The 18124-nt window shown below is 71.0% G+C and carries 20 protein-coding genes; 10 read left to right on the forward strand and 10 right to left on the reverse strand.

What is annotated here, in order from left to right:
• Positions 1 to 9: 9 nt before the first annotated feature.
• Positions 10 to 567 carry a hypothetical protein gene (locus tag ACO07H_RS21465; RefSeq protein WP_422017951.1) on the forward strand — a complete coding sequence of 186 codons (558 nt, stop codon included), beginning with the start codon at positions 10 to 12 and terminating at the stop codon, positions 565 to 567.
• Positions 568 to 646: 79 nt separating this feature from the next.
• On the opposite strand, the gene ACO07H_RS21470 is transcribed toward ACO07H_RS21465, so the two are convergent.
• Entirely contained in the window at positions 647 to 1306 is a 660-nt protein-coding gene (locus ACO07H_RS21470; protein WP_422017953.1) for an OmpA family protein, read from the reverse strand.
• Positions 1307 to 1476: 170 nt separating this feature from the next.
• Between ACO07H_RS21470 and ACO07H_RS21475 the strand changes: the two genes are divergently transcribed.
• Positions 1477 to 1911 carry a hypothetical protein gene (locus ACO07H_RS21475; RefSeq protein WP_422017955.1) on the forward strand — a complete coding sequence of 145 codons (435 nt, stop codon included), beginning with the start codon at positions 1477 to 1479 and terminating at the stop codon, positions 1909 to 1911.
• 21 nt (positions 1912 to 1932) lie between these two features.
• Positions 1933 to 2259, forward strand: a complete 327-nt coding sequence (locus ACO07H_RS21480; protein ID WP_422017957.1) for a plasmid stabilization protein — start codon at positions 1933 to 1935, stop codon at positions 2257 to 2259.
• 26 nt (positions 2260 to 2285) lie between these two features.
• Here ACO07H_RS21480 and ACO07H_RS21485 read toward each other — a convergent pair whose 3' ends face one another.
• Together ACO07H_RS21485 and ACO07H_RS21490 are read right to left on the reverse strand one after the other, a co-directional pair.
• A complete protein-coding gene (locus tag ACO07H_RS21485; RefSeq protein ID WP_422017959.1) occupies positions 2286 to 2642 on the reverse strand; it encodes a response regulator in 357 nt (118 codons plus the stop codon).
• Positions 2643 to 2723: 81 nt separating this feature from the next.
• Complete coding sequence (locus ACO07H_RS21490) at positions 2724 to 3794, reverse strand: flavodoxin family protein (RefSeq protein ID WP_422017961.1); 1071 nt, start codon at positions 3792 to 3794, stop codon at positions 2724 to 2726.
• Positions 3795 to 4056: 262 nt separating this feature from the next.
• On the opposite strand from ACO07H_RS21490, the gene ACO07H_RS21495 reads away from it, so the two are divergent.
• Positions 4057 to 5463, forward strand: a complete 1407-nt coding sequence (locus tag ACO07H_RS21495) for a sigma-54-dependent transcriptional regulator (RefSeq protein WP_422017963.1) — start codon at positions 4057 to 4059, stop codon at positions 5461 to 5463.
• A gap of 38 nt (positions 5464 to 5501) precedes the next feature.
• On the opposite strand, the gene ACO07H_RS21500 is transcribed toward ACO07H_RS21495, so the two are convergent.
• Positions 5502 to 6872 (reverse strand): cation:proton antiporter, encoded by a 1371-nt coding sequence (locus tag ACO07H_RS21500; protein ID WP_422017965.1) that lies wholly within the window; start codon positions 6870 to 6872, stop codon positions 5502 to 5504.
• Between the two features lie 213 nt (positions 6873 to 7085).
• On the opposite strand from ACO07H_RS21500, the gene ACO07H_RS21505 reads away from it, so the two are divergent.
• The 5 genes from ACO07H_RS21505 (at position 7086) to ACO07H_RS21525 (ending at position 10339) form a co-directional block, all read left to right on the forward strand.
• Positions 7086 to 7331: a type II toxin-antitoxin system Phd/YefM family antitoxin gene (locus ACO07H_RS21505; protein WP_422017967.1), complete on the forward strand. Its 246-nt coding sequence runs from the start codon at positions 7086 to 7088 to the stop codon at positions 7329 to 7331.
• Positions 7331 to 7831, forward strand: a complete 501-nt coding sequence (locus ACO07H_RS21510) for a PIN domain-containing protein (RefSeq protein WP_422017969.1) — start codon at positions 7331 to 7333, stop codon at positions 7829 to 7831. The genes ACO07H_RS21505 and ACO07H_RS21510 overlap by 1 nt, the downstream gene beginning before the upstream one ends.
• 7 nt (positions 7832 to 7838) lie before the next feature.
• Positions 7839 to 9374 carry a tryptophan halogenase family protein gene (locus ACO07H_RS21515; protein WP_422017971.1) on the forward strand — a complete coding sequence of 512 codons (1536 nt, stop codon included), beginning with the start codon at positions 7839 to 7841 and terminating at the stop codon, positions 9372 to 9374.
• A gap of 165 nt (positions 9375 to 9539) precedes the next feature.
• A complete protein-coding gene (locus tag ACO07H_RS21520; protein ID WP_422017973.1) occupies positions 9540 to 9887 on the forward strand; it encodes a hypothetical protein in 348 nt (115 codons plus the stop codon).
• An 80-nt stretch (positions 9888 to 9967) separates the two neighbouring features.
• A complete protein-coding gene (locus ACO07H_RS21525) occupies positions 9968 to 10339 on the forward strand; it encodes a hypothetical protein (RefSeq protein WP_422017975.1) in 372 nt (123 codons plus the stop codon).
• Positions 10340 to 10396: 57 nt separating this feature from the next.
• Here the strand turns inward: ACO07H_RS21525 and ACO07H_RS21530 are convergent, their stop codons facing one another.
• From ACO07H_RS21530 to ACO07H_RS21540, 3 genes are read right to left on the reverse strand one after another with little or no spacing between them, the layout of a single operon-like run.
• Positions 10397 to 10654 (reverse strand): hypothetical protein, encoded by a 258-nt coding sequence (locus ACO07H_RS21530; RefSeq protein WP_422017977.1) that lies wholly within the window; start codon positions 10652 to 10654, stop codon positions 10397 to 10399.
• Between the two features lie 23 nt (positions 10655 to 10677).
• Positions 10678 to 11922 (reverse strand): phospholipase D-like domain-containing protein, encoded by a 1245-nt coding sequence (locus ACO07H_RS21535; protein WP_422017979.1) that lies wholly within the window; start codon positions 11920 to 11922, stop codon positions 10678 to 10680.
• A complete protein-coding gene (locus tag ACO07H_RS21540; RefSeq protein ID WP_422017981.1) occupies positions 11915 to 13135 on the reverse strand; it encodes a glycosyltransferase in 1221 nt (406 codons plus the stop codon). The genes ACO07H_RS21535 and ACO07H_RS21540 overlap by 8 nt, the downstream gene beginning before the upstream one ends.
• A gap of 361 nt (positions 13136 to 13496) precedes the next feature.
• On the opposite strand from ACO07H_RS21540, the gene rpoN reads away from it, so the two are divergent.
• Positions 13497 to 14948: an RNA polymerase factor sigma-54 gene (gene rpoN / locus ACO07H_RS21545; RefSeq protein ID WP_422017983.1), complete on the forward strand. Its 1452-nt coding sequence runs from the start codon at positions 13497 to 13499 to the stop codon at positions 14946 to 14948.
• Here rpoN and ACO07H_RS21550 read toward each other — a convergent pair whose 3' ends face one another.
• Genes ACO07H_RS21550 through ACO07H_RS21560 form a run of 3 tightly spaced genes read right to left on the reverse strand, consistent with a single transcriptional unit; the run spans position 14949 to position 18119 of the window.
• Positions 14949 to 15563: a glutathione S-transferase family protein gene (locus ACO07H_RS21550; protein ID WP_422017985.1), complete on the reverse strand. Its 615-nt coding sequence runs from the start codon at positions 15561 to 15563 to the stop codon at positions 14949 to 14951.
• Positions 15560 to 15805 carry a hypothetical protein gene (locus ACO07H_RS21555; RefSeq protein ID WP_422017987.1) on the reverse strand — a complete coding sequence of 82 codons (246 nt, stop codon included), beginning with the start codon at positions 15803 to 15805 and terminating at the stop codon, positions 15560 to 15562. The genes ACO07H_RS21550 and ACO07H_RS21555 overlap by 4 nt, the downstream gene beginning before the upstream one ends.
• The gene (locus ACO07H_RS21560) at positions 15774 to 18119 is read right to left on the reverse strand and encodes an FdhF/YdeP family oxidoreductase (RefSeq protein ID WP_422017989.1); all 2346 of its coding nucleotides are present in this window, start codon (positions 18117 to 18119) and stop codon (positions 15774 to 15776) included. The genes ACO07H_RS21555 and ACO07H_RS21560 overlap by 32 nt, the downstream gene beginning before the upstream one ends.
• Between the last annotated feature and the right edge of the window lie 5 nt (positions 18120 to 18124).

Consider the following 18124-nt stretch of genomic DNA (forward strand, 5'->3'; position numbering starts at 1 on the left):
GGAGCACCCATGACGAAAACCTCCTTCTCCCCCCTGATGCTGGCCTGCGCCGCACTGATCGGCGTTGCCGGCCCCGCCGCGGCGGAGAACTTTTCCAAGGCGAGCTACAACAGCGCCAAGGATGAGCTCAAGGCCATCTACAAGACCGAGCGCGACACCTGCAACAAGCTGTCCGGCAACGCCAAGGACATCTGCGTCGAGGAGGCCAAGGGCCACGAGAAGGTCGCGATGGCCCAGCTCGAGTACAACTACACCGGCAAGCCCGGTGACGAGATGAAGCTGCGCGAGGCCCGCTACGAGGCGCGCTACGAGGTCGCCAAGGAAAAGTGCGACGACTTCGCCGGCGACCAGAAGGACATCTGCAAGCGCGAGGCCACCACCGCGCGCGACAAGGCCAAGGCCGACGTGAAGCAGGCCAAGCGCGTCAACGACGCGGCCGAGGATGCCGAGGAAGCGCGCATGAAGGCCGACTACAAGCTGGCCGCCGTCAAGTGCGACACGCTCGCGGGCGACACCAAGGACACCTGCATGGCGTCGGCCAAGGCACGCTACAACCAGCGCTGGTAAGCCGCAGGCGGCGGCGGGCGCGCCCGCTGCCGCAAACGACAAGGCCTGCCGGCATCCCGCCGGCAGGCCTTCGTCAGGCTCAGGCGCTGCGCTCGGCCAGGAAGATCTCGACCCGGCGGTTGGCTGCGCGGCCGGCGTCGGTGTCGTTGCTGCTGACGGGCTCGCGCGAACCGCGGCCCTGCACGTTGACGCGGCTGGGGTCCACGCCGCGGGCGCTGAGGTAGTCGCGCACGGCAGCGGCGCGGGCGCGCGACAACGGGTCGTTGATGGCGTCGCTGCCGGTGCTGTCGGTGTGGCCGACGATGGTCACCTGGGTGTTGGCGTCGACATTGCGGCTGAGGGCATCCAGCACCGAGCGCATCTCCGGCTTGATGTCCGAGCGGCCGGTGTCGAACGAGATGTCGCTGGGCACGTTGACCTTGAGCTGGTTGTCGGCCGTGCGGTCCACGGCGATGGCGGTGCCCTGCGTCGCGGCGGCCATCGCCTCGCGCTTGTCTTCCATGCGCTTGGACCAGAGGTTGCCCGCCACCGCGCCGAGTGCGCCGCCGATGACCGCGCCGCGACCCGCATTGCCGCCGGTGATGCCGCCGAGCACGGCGCCGGCCACGGCACCGGCACCGGCACCCTGGGCCGTGCCACGCTCGCGCTCGCTCATGTTCGCGCAGCCGGCGATCAGCAGCGAAGCGGCGGCGAGGGCCAGCACGCCGACGCGCGCCTTGGTGGACGAAGAAGTGTTCATGAGGGACCTTCCGGACAAAGTGGAGACGGCCGTAATTTCGGCGCCCTCGCCGCACCTGTCTGTCGGCCAATGCCGCAAAACGTCGCCATTGGCACGGGTCTCGCCGGTGCTGCAGGCCAGGCGGGCACACCGCTTGCTGCACCGCTGCATCACGTCCAAAAGGCACGCGCATGACCACCACCACCCCCTCCAACGCAACCGACACCGGCGCGCCGGTGATGGCCGACAACGCCCCCGTGGCGTTCGGCGTCTTCAACCCGCAAGGCCAGGTCGTGCTGGGCCTGCCCACACAGCAGCAGGCCGACGACCTGGTCGCCGCGCTGCTGGCGGCGGGCTGGACGCCGGACACGGTGGTCGCCTTCGTGCCCTACGGCAGCGTGGCGCAGCTGGAGCGCATGTCCGAGAGCGCCAGCTCGCTGGCCGACTTCGGCTATGAGCGCACGCTGCTCAACCGCTACGTGGAGATGAGCCGCCGCGGCGTTCGCTGGCTGCTGGTGACGGTGGACGACCTCGACCACGCCAACCGCATGGCCGACATCGCCCGCCGGCACGGCGCCGAGACGGCCGTCTACTACCGCCGCTTCACGACCGAAGACCTGATCTGAATCGCCACCGGAGAACCCGCCATGCCTCAGACAACCTGGAGCGCGAAGCGCGAACGCCAGTACCAGCACGTCAAGGACAGCCTGGCGCAGCAGGGCAAGCCGGCGAAGCTGGCCGAGGCGATCGCGGCGCGCGTCGTCAACAAGGAGCGCGCCCGCAGCGGCGAGGCCAAGGAGGCCAGCCCGAGCTCGCTGCACGACATGTCCTCCGGCCGCCGCGGCGGCCTGCGCTCGCACCAGGGCGCGGGCGGGCGCACGGTGGCGCAGCTGCGCAACGAGGCCCGCCAGCGGGGCGTGAAGGGCCGCTCGACGATGAACAAGGCACAGCTGGAGCACGCGCTGAGCCGCTGACCGCGACGGCCGCGGCACGCGGCGCCTCAGGCGAGCAGGCGTTCCAGCACGGCCGGGTCGACCGGCTTGACGAGGTGGTGGTCGAAGCCCACGGTGTGCGAGTTGCGCCGGCCCGTTTCCGGGTCCCAGCCGGTCAACGCAATCAACAGCACATCGGCGCCCCAGGGCTCGGCACGGATGCGCTCGGCGACCTGGTAGCCGTCCATCTCGGGCATGCCGATGTCCAGCACGACGACGCCGGGCCGCTCGCGCTGCGCGGTCTCCAGCGCCTGGCGGCCGCCATAGGCCACGAGCACGGTGTGCCCCGACATTTCCAGGACCATGCCCAGCGTGTCGGCCGCATCGGGGTTGTCGTCCGCAATCAACACCACCCTACCCGTCATCCAGCGAACTCCGATCCAGTGCAAGGCCCCGCTGCGCGAGGCTGCAGGGATTATGCGGGGTGGCCGTTCGCGGCGCCCATGTCACTTGGGCCGCACGGGCTTGAGCCCCCGGCCGGGCACGCTCAGGCGGCCCGCGCGCAACTCGGCCACCGCAGCGGCCACGGCGCGCGCCACGTTGCGCACCTCGTCCTGCACGGCGCCGTCGCGGTCCAGCGTGTCGTGGCTGTCGAAGTAGGGCTCGAAGTAGCCGATGTAGCGGTCCAGCCGCGCCTGCTCGCCGGCGTCCACCAGGCCCATCCAGGCCAGCCAGTCGCCCAGGTTGCGCCGCTGCGACTCGACGCCCGCCACGTCGCCGTGCACGACCAGGCCGTAGACACGGCCGGCCAGGTGTTTGGGATAGCTCCAGCCTTTTTCCTCGATGGCCTTGGCCTCGGCCGCCTTCTTGCCGTGGGTGCTGGTGACGTCGGGGTTGCCACCGTCGGCGCAGACGAGGCGGTCGATCATCAGCTTGAGCGCACTGGGCGACTGGTACCAGTAAGTCGGGGTGAGCAGGATGACGCCGTGCGCGGCCACCCAGCGCTCGTAGATCTCGGCCATCCAGTCGCCGACCTGGCCCATCGCGTGGTTGGGGTAGCAGCTGCAGGGCCAGTGGCACAGCGGCATCGCGGTGGACACGCAGCCCTTGCACGGGTGGATGGCGCGGCCGTAGTCCGACGTGAGCCGGCTCAGGTCCAGCAGATCGGTCTGGAGGCCGGCCGCCTTCAGCACATCCTCGGCGATGCGCGTGAGCCGCCAGGTCTTGGAGATTTCGCCGGGGCAGGTGCCGTCGTTGCGGTCACTGCCGCAGACGAGCAGCACGCGCGACGGCGTGGCCGCGTCGCCCCACTGGCGCTGCGCGGCGTCGAGCCGCTCACGCGTGCCCAGCCACTCCACGGAGGCCTCGTAGGACGGGTCGGCAAAGCCTGGCCCCGCCGGGCGGGTGACCGGCGCCTTGCGGCCCTCGTGGTACGCCTGCCAGGCGATCGCCTCGACCCGCGCGAGCGCCTCCTGCTCGGCGGCGAAGGCCGGGTCCTGGTAGCGCTGCATGAAGCGCTCATGGAACTGCTCCCGCGTCAGCGGGTCGGCGGCCTGGCCGGTACGGATGTGGGTCATGACGGGCGGTGGGGCGGTGGGGCAACCCCGCGCATCCGGCAACCATCGTGCCCATCGCGGCCCGACCGCGCGTGGCCGCCCACCGCGCGAAACGCAGATGGGCGCTTGTAACCGTGGCGCCAGCGGCTCTGGCGAGCCTGGTTTGTCCCTAACATCTGCGACCTTCGCCGGACCCGGCCGCCGTGCCGGGCAACGTTTCCCCTAACAATGCAGGCTTGGCGGCGCCCCGCCGCCGCCCCTTTGACCGATCGGAAGCCGGCCCATGCCGCATGCACTGGTTGTCGACGACGACATTGATTCCGCCGCCTCGCTGCGCGACTTGATCGCGGGCGAGCGCCTGACGGTGGCGGTGGCGCACACGCTGCGCGACGCCCGCCGCCAGATCTCGCTGCAGCAGCCCGACATCCTGCTGCTGGACCTGCGCCTGCCCGACGGCAATGGCATGGACCTGCTGGCCGACCCGGATTTGGTCGCCAACTCCGAGGTCGTGCTGTGCACCGGCCACGCCAGCATCGAAACCAGCGTGCAGGCACTGCGCCTGGGCGCGGCGGACTACCTCATCAAGCCCATCAACCTCAAGCAGTTGCAGGGCGTGCTGTCGCGCATCATGAAACCCGCCGCGCTGCGGGCCGAGGTGGAGGTGCTGACCGCCCGGCTGGACAGCAGCGGCCATTTCGGCCACCTGTGGGGCAAGAGCGCGCCGATGCAGCGCATCTACGAGCAGATCTCGCGCGTGGCCGGCACCAGCGTGACGGTGTTCATCACCGGCGAGAGCGGCACGGGCAAGGAGGTCGTCGCGCAGACGGTGCACGACCTGTCGCGCCGGCGCAAGCAGCCGTTCCTGGCGGTGAACTGCGGCGCCATCTCGCCCAACCTCATCGAGAGCGAGATCTTCGGCCACGAGAAGGGCAGCTTCACCGGCGCCGAGCGCCAGCACCAGGGCTTCTTCGAGCGCGCCAGCGGCGGCACGCTGTTCCTGGACGAGATCACCGAGATGCCGCTGGACCTGCAGGTCAAGCTGCTGCGCGTGCTGGAGACGGGCCGCTTCATGCGCGTGGGCAGCACGGTCAGCCAGGAGGCCGACGTGCGCGTCATCGCCGCCACCAACCGCGACCCGCGCCAGCTCGTGGCCACCGGCAAGATGCGCGAGGACCTGCTGTACCGCCTCAACGTCTTCCCGCTGGACCTGCCGCCGCTGCGCGACCGGCTGGCCGACGTGCCGCTGCTGGCCAACCATTTCCTGCAAGGCATCTGCGAGCAGGAAGGCGCCGTGCGGCGCTTCTCGCAGGCGGCACTGGACAAGCTGGCCACCTACAGCTGGCCCGGCAACGTGCGCGAGCTGCGCAACGCGGTGCAGCGTGCCTATGTGATGGCGCAGGGCGACGTCATCGACGACCGCTGGCTGCCAGAGGCCAGCAACGGCCCGTCGTTCGCGCCCGCCGTCGCGCCTGCGTCCGTGACGGCCGCTGCCGTGGCGGCACCGGCCGGCGACAGCATCACGCTGCCCATCGGCACGTCCATGGCCCAGGCCGAGCGGCTGCTGACGCTGGCGACGCTGCGCCACTACAACCACCACAAGGAGCGCACGGCCGCCGTGCTGGGCATCAGCCTGAAGACGCTCTACAACCGGCTGAAGGAATACGCGGCAGCCGAGGGCGGTAACGCATAGGCCGGCTCACCCGCAGGCCGCGAGCCCCGCAGCCGCGCTCACGCGGCGTTGCCCGCCACGCTGCCCGGCACGGCTTCGAGCTCCCCGCTCGCGCGCGCCTGGCGGCCGTAGACCAGCTCGAACAGCGGGCTGGCCATCATGGTCGTCACCACCGCCATCAGCACCAGCATCGAGAACAGCGCCGGGCCGATGATGCCCTTCTGCAGGCCGATGTTGATGATGATCAGCTCCATCAGCCCGCGGGAGTTCATCAGCGCGCCGATGCCTAGAGCGGTGCGGTTGTCTTCACCGGCCACGCGCGCGGCCAGGTAGCAGGCGCCGAACTTGGCGGCCACCGACACCGCCAGGATGCCCAGCGCGATCATCAGCAGCTCCAGCGAATTGAGCATGTCCAGCCGCGTGTTCAGCCCGGAATAGGTGAAGAACATCGGCAGCAGCAGCACCACCGCCAGCGGCTCGACCTTCTTCTTCAGCTCGGCCGCGAACAGGCCGCGCGGCATGACGGCGCCGAGGATGAAGCCGCCGAAGATGGCATGGATGCCGACTGCGTCCATGATGAAGGCCGACAGGCAGAACAGCGCCATCGTGATACCCAGCACCGTGGTGCTCATGCCGCCCTCGCGCTCGACGATGCGGCCCAGCGGCGCCAGCAGCCGGCGGCCGAACAGCATGATGAAGGCGGCATACAGCACGCCGCCGCCGATGGCCAGCACGGCCACGCCGGGCCCGGCGCCGAAGGCGGCCAGCACCAGCGCCAGCACGCACCACGACACCGCGTCGTCGAAGGCGCCGGCCGTCAATGACAGCGTGCCCAGCGACGTGTGGGCCAGGCCGCGCTCGTTGATGATGCGGGCCAGCATCGGGAACGCCGTCAGCGCGATGCAGGCGCCCATGAACAGCGTCGCATTGGCCTGCGAGATGCCGGCGGCGAACAGCCCCGGCACGGTGAGCAGGAAGGGCGTGATCAGCACCGCGAACAGGAACGGCGCCGCGATGCCCGCCACCGACACGCCCACCGCGCTCCTGGCCTTGCTGGCGAAATGGTCCAGCCGCAGCGTCGTGCCGACGAGGAACATGTACAGGCCCACGCCCAGCTGCGCGCCGGTGTACAGCACGTTCTTCATCTCCTTCGGGAAGATCGCGGCCTGCAGCTCGGGCGCCACCATGCCCAAGAGCGACGGGCCGAGGCAGACACCCGCGATCATCTCGCCCACCACCTGCGGCTGGCCCAGGCACTTGCGGCCGAGCCAGCCGAAGACGCGGCAGGCCAGCAGGATCACCGCCAGTTGCAGGAAGAAATGCACGCTGAAATCACCGGGCGAATACGTCTGCGCGGCGGCGGGCGCGGCCGGGCCGTGCTTGGCGAAGACGTCGCCGAGGATGGCCCACAAGCTGCCGATGCTGTCCATGAAGGGTCCTGAGCTGTTGATCTTGTCCACGGCGACACTTGCCTGAAGGTGCGCCGCTCCTGTCTCCACAGGGGGCCTGAAAGCGCTCCCAAACCTGTGCGGGAAACTTTGCCAGCGGCCTGCCCGATGTCCATCGGGACCGACATGTTCGAGCCTACGTACCTACATCCAGATTGAGCATCCCAAGGTAGGTAGGTACATTTCAGCGCCACGATGAAGCTCATCACCAGCCGCGAATTCAACCGGGACGTCAGCTTCGCCAAGCGCGAGGCCCGGGGCCAGCCCGTGCTGATCACCGACCGCGGCCAGCCCACGCACGTGCTGATGAGCATCGCCGACTACCGCCGCCTCACCGGCGAGGGCGAGAACATCCTCGACCTGCTCGCCATGCCCGAGGCCGTCGAGCTGGAGGCGCAGGACGGTGCCGACGGCGCCTGGGACCACCGGGAGAGCCTCTGATGTTCCTGCTCGACACCGGCATCGTGCTCGAACTGCGCAAGGCCAGGGCCGGCCAGGCCGACGCCGGCCTGGCCGCCTGGGCCGCGGGCATCGCGCGCCACAAGCTCTTCATCTCGGCGCTGAGCCTGCTGGAGATCGAGAACGCCGCCGCCCGCCTGGGCCGCAAGGACCGCGCCGCGGGCCTGGTGGTGCGCGAGTGGATCGACGACCGCGTGATGCCGGCCTTCGAGGGCCGCGTGCTGCCGGTGGACGCCCGCGTCGTGCGCCGCCGCGCGCAGATCCCCTACGCGAACACACGCGACGGCCTGCTCGCCGCCACGGCGCTGGAGCAGGGGCTGACGCTGGTGACGCACCGCGTGCAGGCCTTCCGCGCCGGCCGCGTGAAGGTGCTCAACCCGTCGGGCCAGGTGGCGCCGCCACCCGGCGACGATGACGAGGACTGGAGCCTGGGCACGCAGACGGGCAACCAGTGGCTGAAGAACCTCTACACGCGAGCTTGAAGGCGGCATGAACAAGCGACGCATCCTCATCGTCGGCGGCGGCACGGCCGGATGGCTGACGGCGGCCTACCTGGCCAAGGCGCTGCGGCTGGCCGAGCGCAGCCACCTGGACGTGACCGTGCTGGAGTCGCCCGACATCGGCGTCGTGGGCGTGGGCGAAGGCACCTTCCCCACCATCCGCAGCACGCTGCAGTTCCTGGGCATCGACGAAGGCCGCTTCATCCGCGAAACCTCGGCCACGCTGAAGCAGGGCATCCGCTTCGCGGACTGGGGCCACGCACCGGCCGGCGGCGAGCGCCACCAGTTCTTCCACCCCTTCGAGGCGCCGTTCTACGCCGAGGGCATCAACCTCGTGCCCTATTGGCTGCTGCAGAACGCGGCCGCGCGGCTGCCCTTCGCCCAGGCCCTGACCATCCAGCAGCGCGTGGCCGATGCCCAGCGTGCCCCCAAGCGCGCCCACGAGGCGCCCTACGCGGCGCCGCTGAACTACGCCTACCACTTCGATGCGACCAAGCTCGCGGGGCTGCTGGCCGACCATGCGCGCCAGCTCGGCGTGCGGCACCTCGAAGGCACCGTCACCGAGGTCGCGCTGGACGCCAGCGGCGCCATCGCCCACCTCGGCACGCCGCAGCACGGCCGCTTCGAGGCCGACCTGTTCATCGACTGCACGGGCTTTCGCGCCGAGCTGATCGGCCGCGCGCTGGGCAGCCGCTTCACCTCGGTGCGCGGCCAGCTGTTCGCCGACCGCGCGCTGGCCTGCAAGCTGCCCACGGACCCGCAGGACACGGCGATGCAGAGCTGCACCATCGCCACGGCCCACGAGGCCGGCTGGACATGGGAGATCGGCCTGAACGGCGCGCGCGGCGTCGGCTGCGTCTACTCCAGCGACCACATCGGCGACGACCGCGCCGCCGACATCCTGCGCCGCTACGTGGGTGCCGGCAGCGGCGAAGACCTGGCGATCCGCAGCGTGCCGTTCGCGCCCGGCTACCGCGAGCAGCAGTGGGTGAAGAACTGCGTGGCGGTGGGCCTGTCCGCCGGCTTCCTGGAGCCGCTGGAGTCCACCGGCCTCGTGCTCATCGAGGCCGCCGTGGGCATGATTGCCGAGATGCTGCCGCACAGCGGGCCGATGGCCGCACCGGCGCGGCGCTTCAACGAGCTGATGACGGCGCGCTTCGAGAACATCATCAACTTCCTGAAGCTGCACTACTGCCTGAGCGGGCGCCAGGAGCCGTTCTGGCGCGACAACGCCGCGCGCACCTCCATCCCGGACCGGCTGGCGGAACTGCTGGAGGAATGGCGCCTGCGCCCGCCCGGCCGCTTCGACTTCGTGCTGGACACCGAGACCTTCGCGTTCTTCAACTACCAGTACATCCTGTACGGCATGGGCTTCAGCACCGAGCTCGGCGCGGCTCGCGACGACTTCCCGCAGGTCGATGAGGCCACGCGGCTGTTCGCCAAGATCCAGCGCTTTGCCGACCGCGCGCTGGCCGACCTGCCCAGCCACCGGGCCCTGGTGCAGCACTTCAACGCGCAGCGGTAACGGCAGCGGTGGCGCTGTCGGCTGGCTCCGACAGCGGACGTCCGCACCGGACTACGCCGGCCCGGTGCGGCGCGGGGCACATTGGTGGCTACCGCGCGGCTGCCATGGCACGCCGCACCCCAAGCCCCCGGTGGTCGCCAGACCGCCCAACCCAGGAGTCGCACCATGCCCACCACCCAGGACCGTATCGACCGCGCCTCGCGCAATGCCCACGACACCCTCGAGGCCGGCCGCAAGGTGGCCAAGCGCGCCGCGCACGAACTGGACGAGGCCAGCGACGAGGTCACCTCCACGGTCAGCCGCACGCTGTCGCGCGCCGAGAAGATCGCCCGCAACGGCATGGACTGGATGCGCGACGGCCGTGACCGCGTGCGCACCGAGGTGACCCGCGCCGGCGACCGCACCGTCGAGTACATCCGCCACGAGCCCGTGCGCTCGGTGCTGGCCGCCGCCGCAACGGGCGCCCTCGTCTACGCACTGGTGCAAGCCGTGCGTGGCCGCCGCGGCCGCTGACTTCCGAGCCGAGACCGCCTCGCGCTTTCCATCGCGGACAGCACGAGGCGACGGTTCTGCCGGCGCATCAGGGTGGCGGCATGACGATTGCCGCCGGCTTCTCGCAGGCTGCCGACACTTTTGACCCGAGGACCTCCATGGCCAACACCCCCGCACCACAGACCGCCCCCGGCACCGACGGGCTGGACGCCGAGACCGACCTGCTGGAGCCGCTGGTGCAAGGCGCCCACGCCGGTATCGACCGGCTGGCAGAAACCGCCGCGCCGCATGTGCGCCGCCTGCAGGACGGCGTGAGCGCCGCCACCGACACGCTGCGCCAGACCACGGACGAGATCCGCCAGACCGGCGAGGTCTGGACGGAAGAACTGCGCATCACCGTGCGCGAGCACCCGCTGGCTTCGATCGCCGTGGCGACCGCGGTGGGCTGGCTCATCGGCCGGCTGGCGCGCTGACCCCAGCACAACGACGGTCGGGTGCGGTAGGCGCGCCCGGCGCAGCGGCCTGCCGCGTCAGGCCCTGACGCGGCGGGCTTCGTCGCGCAGCAGCCGGATCTGCGCATGGTTGCGCTTGAGCCCCTCGGCTTGGCGCTCGATGGCGCCGCGTGGGTCCGAAGGCAGATCGGCCGTGGCCAGCGCGCTGCCGTCATGCGCCATCGCCACGTGCTCGACGCATGCGGCGTCTTCCAGCAGCGAGGCCGCCGTGCGCCCCACCAGCGCCCCTTGGCCAACGCCCAGCCCCGCCGGGCTGTGCCGGCGAAAGTGCCACAACTGGCAGCGGTGTGCCCGCGACGCTACAGGAAGAACTCGAAGCGCCGCGCGAACTGCTCCTTCCAGCGCTGCCAGCGCGGGCGCCGCCGCCATTCGTCCAGCAGCACCTGACGGGAACACGCCACGTCGTCGTGGAAGACCTGCTCCAGCCGCTGGCCGAAGCCCTCGTCCAGCACGATGAGGTTGGCCTCGGCGTTGTGGATGGCGCTGCGCCAGTCGGCGTTGCTGGACCCCACGCTGCACCAGACGCCGTCGATGACGCAGGCCTTGCTGTGCAGCATGCTGCCCTGGCGCTCGTGGATGACGACGCCGGCGCGCAGCAGCCGCGTGTAGTGCGAGTGGCCGGCGTGCCAGGCCATGCCGAAATCGCTGGTGCCGGGCAGCAGCAGTTCCACCCGCACGCCGCGCTGCGCCGCCTGCGTCAGCGCGCGCAGCAGGCGGCGCGGCGGCGCCAGGTAGGCCGTCGTCAGCAACACACGCTCGCGCGCGGTGGCGATGGCGCCCAGCAGCGCGCTGAAGTGCGGGTTGCGGCGCCGGCCGGCCTCGTTGGCTGCGAGCGCCGCGCTCTGAAGCCCGGCGGCAGCCAGCGGCGGCAGGTAATGGGCCATCGGCAAAGGCAGCTCGGCATGCTGGCGCCAGTGGCGCATGAACAGGCGCTGCAGGCTGTGCACGACGGGGCCCTCCACGCGCAGGTGCAGGTCGCGCCAGCCGGGGGCGGCCTCCGCTGCGGCGTTGCCGCGCAGGTGCAGCGGCGACGAGCCCGACGCGTAGACGGAGCTGATGTTGACGCCGCCCAGGAAGCCGATGCGGCCGTCCACGACCAGCAGCTTGCGGTGGTCGCGCAGGTGCAGCGCCTGGCCCAGCCACAGCCGCCAGCGCGGGATGGGGTTGTATTCGCACAGCGCCACGCCGGCCTCGCGCAGCCGGGCGAAGTAGCCGCTGTCGGTGCCGAACGAGCCGACGCCATCGAACAGCAGGTTCACGCGCACGCCGGCGCGGCTGCGCGCGATGAGCCGCTCGGCCAGCGCCTGGCCCGGGCCATCGGCCTCGACGATGTAGCTCTCGATGTTGATGTGGTCGCGAGCGCCATCGATGGCACGGAACATCGCCTCGAAGGTGTCCGGCCCGTCTTCCAGCAGGTCCACGCGGTTGCCGCCGAGCAGTGGCTCGTCCAGCCGGCGGGCCAGCTCCTGCCGGTGCGTGCGCGACGTGGCCGGCAGCGCGGTGCCGCCCAGTGGCGTGGTGAGCGTGGCCTGGTGCTCAGCCATGGGCGGCTGCCCTCGTGTCGCGCGGCAGCGGGTCGGCATCGGCACCCACCTGGAGCGCCGACAGCTCATCGTCCAGGCGCGCCTCGCGCACGCCGACCAGCGCCTCGTTCAGCAGATCGTGCACGGCGTCGGCGGCGTCGGCCCAGCTGTGGCGGGCCACGAACCGGGCCATCTCGATGAGGCGCTCACTGCGGGCGCGGGCGTTCTCCGTCAGCACGCCTTCGCAGGCGCGGGCGAAGGCCTCGGGCTGCGGCGGCGCGATGGCCACGGCCGGCGTGTACAGCGCCTGCACGTCGCGGATGGGCGTGCTGACGATGGGCTGGTAGCCGGCCATGTATTCCAGCGCCTTCGCGGGGCTCAGGAAACGTGTGGACTCGTTGACGGCGTAGGGCATCAGCGCCAGCTCCCAGCCCGCCAGCAGGTAAGGCAACAGCTCGTCGGGCTGCGCCCCCAGCCAGCGGATGTTGGGGCGCTGGGGCAGCTGCTCCGCGGCGATGCCGACGACCGGGCCGACCAGGACGATGGCCCAGCCCGGCTGTCGGTCGGCCAGCGCGGCGACGAGGTCCAGGTCGAGACGTTCGTCGATGACGCCGAAGAAGCCCACGCGCGGGTGCGGCAGGTCGCCCTGCAGCGCGTGGCCCCGGCGCGCCTGCGGGCCGTGCAGCGACAGGCTGGCCGGCGAGAAGCGGGCAGCGTCCACCGCGCTGCGCACGCAGTGGATGTTGGTGTGCAGGTGGCGGTGCGCGTCGAACAGCGACGGGCCGGCCGTCAGCACCAGCGCGGCCATCTGCAGCAGTGCGGCTTCACGCTGCTGCAGCAGCGCCGGGTCGCCGCGCAGTGCCGCCAGGCCATCGGCGCAGTCGTAGACCAGGCATGGTGCATGCAGCGCCTGCGCCAGCGGCACGGCCAGCGGTGTGCACAGCCAGGCCACGTCGGCCACCAGCCCGCGCGCGGCGAGGTGGGCGCGCAGCAGCGGCTGGACGGCGTCGAGCTGGTCGTCATGGAAGCCCTCGGCCCGCACCGGCGTGTGCGGCGTGAGCACCGTCAGTGCCGGGTCGAGCGAGCGCACTTCGAGCAGCGCCGGGCCATCGGCGAAGCGCGGCTCCTCGATGAACACCACCTGCCAGCGGCCGGCGAGGCGGGTCATCAACTGCTGGGGCCGCTCGGGGACATCGCCCCAGCGCTGGTGGGAGAAGACGAGCAGGACAGGCAAGTCGGGCGATTCAGGCGAATCAGGCAAAGCGGGCATGGTGGACGCTGCGGTTGGGTCGGCCAAGGCTCCCTGGCGGAAGTCGAGAGACGTTGGCAAACCGCGTGCCCGGCGTGCCGCACGCGCGCCCCTCCCCACCGCGCCCTGCCGGCGGTTTGCAGGCTTTGCGGCAATTCGGGCGCCCGGGTCGGCAATTGGGGCGGCACCGGTCCGCCGCATGCGGCGCCTGTGACTGCGGCACGCTGCGCCAACGTCGTGATTCAGCGGCAGGAAGCGGGCATCTGCGTCAAGTTGTATCCGCTCGCCGCTTCCGGCACGGGCATTGCATGGAACGGGGTCAAGCGTTTTCCAGACCGAGGCCGATTTGACGTCCATCGACATCCGAGCCCACCAGCGGCAGACCCAGAGCCAGACCCTGTCACCCCGGCTGCAGCACGCGGTGCGCCTGCTGCAGATGTCGTCGCTGGACTTCGCGGCCCTGGTGCGCGACACGCTGTCGCAGAACCCCTTCCTCGAAGCCGAGGACGGCGACGATGGCGAGGCCCTGCCGGGCGAGGCGCCGGTCGAGCCCTCGATGCTGGGCGACCTGGACGACGCCGGCCCGGCGCCGGTCGACGATGCCGGCGACCGCGAGGGCGACCGCGACCTGTGGCAGGCGGACGTGGGTGCCGGCCTGCGCCGCGCGGACGATGGCGAGATGTCGGCGATGGCGATGATGGCCGTCGAAACCTCGCTGAACACGCACCTGCACGGCCAGATCAACGTGCTGCCGCTGTCCGAGCGCGACCTGATGCTGGCGCGCGTCATCGTCGAATCTCTGGACGACGACGGCTATCTGCGCACGCCGCTGGAGGAGCTGACGGCCGTGGCCGGGCTGGACCCGGAGGCGTCGCTGCAGGAGATGCAGATCGCGCTGAAGCGCGTGCAGGCGCTGGAGCCGGCGGGCGTGGGCGCGCGCAACGTCGGCGAGTGCCTGCTGCTGCAGATGCCGTCCATCGCCTGCGCCGACATGCGCGCGCTGGCCACCACCATCGTCCAGCATCACCTGCCCGCGCTGGCCGCGCGCGACGTGAACGGGCTGGCGCGCCAGCTCGACCAGTCGCCGGCCCGCGTGGAGGAGGTCTGCGACCGCATCCGCCGGCTGGACCCGCGGCCGGGCTGGCGGCTGGGCGCCGAGCAGGTCAACTACGTGGTGCCCGACGTCATCGTCAAGAAGGTGCGCGGCCAGTGGACGGTGCAGCTCAACCCGGCCGTCGTGCCCAAGGTGCGGCTCAACCAGGTCTACGCGCAGCTGTTCCAGCGCCACCGCACGGCGCAGAACAGCGAGATGGGTGCCCACCTGCAGGAGGCGCGCTGGACGCTGCGCAACGTGGAGCAGCGCTTCTGCACCATCCTCGACGTGGCCGAGTCCATCGTGCGCCGGCAGAAGAACTTCTTCGAGTACGGCGCCATGGCGATGAAGCCGCTGGGCCTGAAGGAGATCGCCGACGAGGTCGGTGTCCATGAGAGCACGGTCTCGCGCGTGACCAACAACAAGTACATCGCCACGCCGGTGGGCGTGTTCGAGCTGAAGTACTTCTTCTCCCGCGCGATGGTCAGCGCCAACGGCAGCGAGTGCTCGGGCACGGCCATCCGCGGCCTCATCAAGGACATCATCGAGGCGGAAGACCCGGACCACCCGCTGTCGGACGCCGAGATCACCCGCCAGCTCGCGCAGCAGGGCCTGATGATGGCGCGGCGCACCGTCACCAAGTACCGCCAGATGCTGAAGATCGACGCGGTGGAGCGCCGCCGCCGCCACGGCGCCGAGGCCTGATCAGGGCATGCCGTTGCCGACGTAGTCCGCAAAGCCGGGCTTGGCGGCCAGCCGCTGCAGCCAGGCGTCCACGGCGGGCAGCGCCACGCGCGTGATGGGCGCGTTCTTCCAGCGCTGCGCCGCCAGGCCCAGCACGATGTCCGCCAGCGTGAACGTGTCGCCGCACACGCAGGCGCCGGTGCGCGCGAGCTGCGCATCCAGCAGGCCCATGTGGCGGTTCCAGTTCGCCACGCTGAGCTCGATGGCCTCGGGCGTGGCCGGCTGGCCGCGCACCAGCGCCATGAAGGCCACGCGCCACGCGTTGTTCAGCTCGCCGGCCTGCCAGTCCATCCACTGCTCCACCTTTGCTCGCGCCTGCGGCTCGGCGGGCAACAGGTCGGTCGCGCCGGCCTTGCCGGCGAGGTAGCGGCAGATGGCGTTGCTCTCCCACAGCGTGAAGTCGCCGTCGATGAGCACCGGGATCAGGCCGTTGGGATTGAGCGCCAGGTAGCCGGCCTCCTGCGGCGACCGGAAGCCCGCGCCCCAGTCCTCGCGGTCCAGGGGCAGGTCGAGCTGCGCGGCGGTCCACAGGACCTTGCGCACGTTGATGGAGGTGAGGCGGCCGAGGAGTTTCATGACCCCGAGTTTGTCAGGTTGCGGGCCTGCAGCAGCCGGACCGTCCAGCGCCCGTCGTCGTCACAGGCCAGTTGCACCAGGCCCGGCCCGGCCACGCCGCCCAGGCTGGCATCGCTGAGCGCCGTCAGCTCGCGCAGCAGCACGCTGACGCGCTCGTCCAGCCGCTTGGCCAGCCGCGTCAGCGCCACCGGCTCGCCGCCGGGCGCCAGCTCATGCAGCGTCTGCAGCAGCCGGGCCTGCATGGGGCGTCAACACGACCGGGATGGATTTGGACGTGGGCGTGCGGGCGAGCAGCGAAAAGCTCTGCAGCGGCACCAGCGGGTTGGTCTCGGGGTAGTAGCTGGCGAGGCAGCCGCGCGGGATGTCGTACGCGACGAGCAGGAAGCGCTCGGCATGGCGGCGCTCCACGTCGCCGCCCGCCTCGCTCACGTACAGGCTGGTGATGTCCACCCAGTCACCCGCCTTCAGGCCCAGGTCCCGGATGTCGTCGGCATGGATGAAGACGACGCGACGGTGGCCGTAGACGCCGCGGTAGCGGTCGTCCTGGCCGTAGATGGTGGTGTTGTACTGGTCGTGCGAGCGCAGCGTGGTCAGCGTGAAGACGCGCACATCCTTGCCATCTCTGCGGTGGCGCTCGGCCACGCGCTGGGTCGCGAGGTCGGTGGGCAGCGCATGCGTGCTGAACTCCGCCTTGCCGCTGGCGGTGGCCCAGACACGCTCGCTGGCCGTGTTGCGCAGGCGGAATCCGCCGGGCGTCCTGATCTTGGCGTTGAAGCCGGCGAAATCGGGCAGCACGGCCTCGATCTTGTCGCGGATGGCGGCGTAGTCGCCGGCCAGCGCCAGCCACGGCGTGCGGCTCTTCGGCAGCGTGGCGGCGGCCATGCGGGCGATCAGCATGGGCTCGGACAGCAGGTGCTCCGACGCCGGCGCGTTCATGCCGGCCGACAGGTGCACCATGCTCATGGAGTCTTCCACCGTGACGCCCTGCGGCCCCCCGGCCTGCACGTCGATCTCGGTGCGGCCCAGCACCGGCAGCACCAGCGCCTGGCGGCCGTGCACGACGTGGCTGCGGTTGAACTTGGTCGTCACGTGCACGGTCAGCCCGCACTGGCGCAGCGCGCGCCAGGTGGCCGCCGTGTCGGGCGTGGCGGCGGCGAAGTTGCCGCCCATCGCGATGAAGACCTTGCCGCGGCCGTCCAGCATCGCCTGGATGGCGCCCACGGTGTCGTAGCCGTGCTCGCGCGGCGGCTCGAAGCCGAACACCTGGCCCAGCTTGTCGAGGAAGGCGGCCGCCGGCTTCTCGTAGATGCCCATCGTGCGGTCGCCCTGCACGTTGCTGTGGCCGCGCACCGGGCAGGCGCCCGCGCCCTCGCGGCCGAGGTTGCCGCGCAGCAGCAGCAGGTTGACGATCATCTGGATGGTCGCCACCGAGTGCCGGTGCTGCGTGATGCCCATGCCCCAGCAGGCGATGACGCGCTCGCTGCCGGCGTACAGGTCCGCGGCCTGCACGATCTGCTCGCGCGTCAGGCCGGACTGCGCCACCAGCGGCTCCCACGGTTGCTCGCGCAGTTCGGCGATGAAGCGGTCGAAGCCGGTGGTGTGGGTGGCGATGAAGTCCACGTCCAGCACGCGCGGCTGGCCGGCGGCCACGGCCGCGTCGTCCAGTTCGACAACGCGCTTGCACATGCCCTTGAGCAGCGCGAAGTCGCCGCCCACCTGCAGCTGGAAGTAGTGGCTGCTGATCGGCGCGGAGCCGAAGGTGACCATCTCCAGCTTGTCCTGCGGGTCGGCGAAGCGCTCCAGGCCGCGTTCACGCAGCGGGTTGAAGCTGACGATGCGCGCGCCGCGTTTGCGGGCCGCACGCAGCTCGCCCAGCATGCGCGGGTGGTTGGTGCCCGGGTTCTGGCCGAACACGAGGATGCAGTCGGCCTGCTCGAAGTCGTGCAGCGTGACCGTGCCCTTGCCCACGCCGATGGTGGGCCGCAGCCCCGAGCCGCTGGGCTCGTGGCACATGTTGGAGCAGTCGGGGAAGTTGTTGGTGCCGTACTCGCGCACGAACAGCTGGTACAGGAACGCGGCCTCGTTGCTGGTGCGGCCCGACGTGTAGAAGATGGCCTCGTTCGGGTCCGGCAATGCCTGCAGCTCCTTGGCGATGAGCTGGAAGGCCGCGTCCCACGTCGTGCGCTGATAACGGTCCGTCCCGGCGTCGTACAGCATGGGCTCGGTCAGCCGGCCGAGTGCCTCAAGCTCGTAGTCCGACGTCCCGGCCCATTCCGCCAGCGTCTTCGCACCGATGACCTCGGGCGTCGCGCGCCGCGCGGTGGCTTCCGCCGCCACGGCCTTGGCGCCGTTCTCGCAGAACTCGAACGTGGAGCGGTGGTCGCGGTCGGGCCAGGCGCAGCCGGGGCAGTCGAAGCCGTCGGGCTGGTTGGCATGCAGCAGCGTCTTGGCGCCCTTCACGGCCACGCCCTGCTCGTTCAAATGCCTGGCCACGCTCTTCAGCGCGCCCCAGCCGCCGGCCGGGCCGTCGTACAGCTCGATCTTTTGTTCGCTCATCGCTC

The sequence above is a fragment of the Roseateles sp. genome, from assembly GCF_965229315.1.
Taxonomy (GTDB): domain Bacteria; phylum Pseudomonadota; class Gammaproteobacteria; order Burkholderiales; family Burkholderiaceae_C; genus Pelomonas.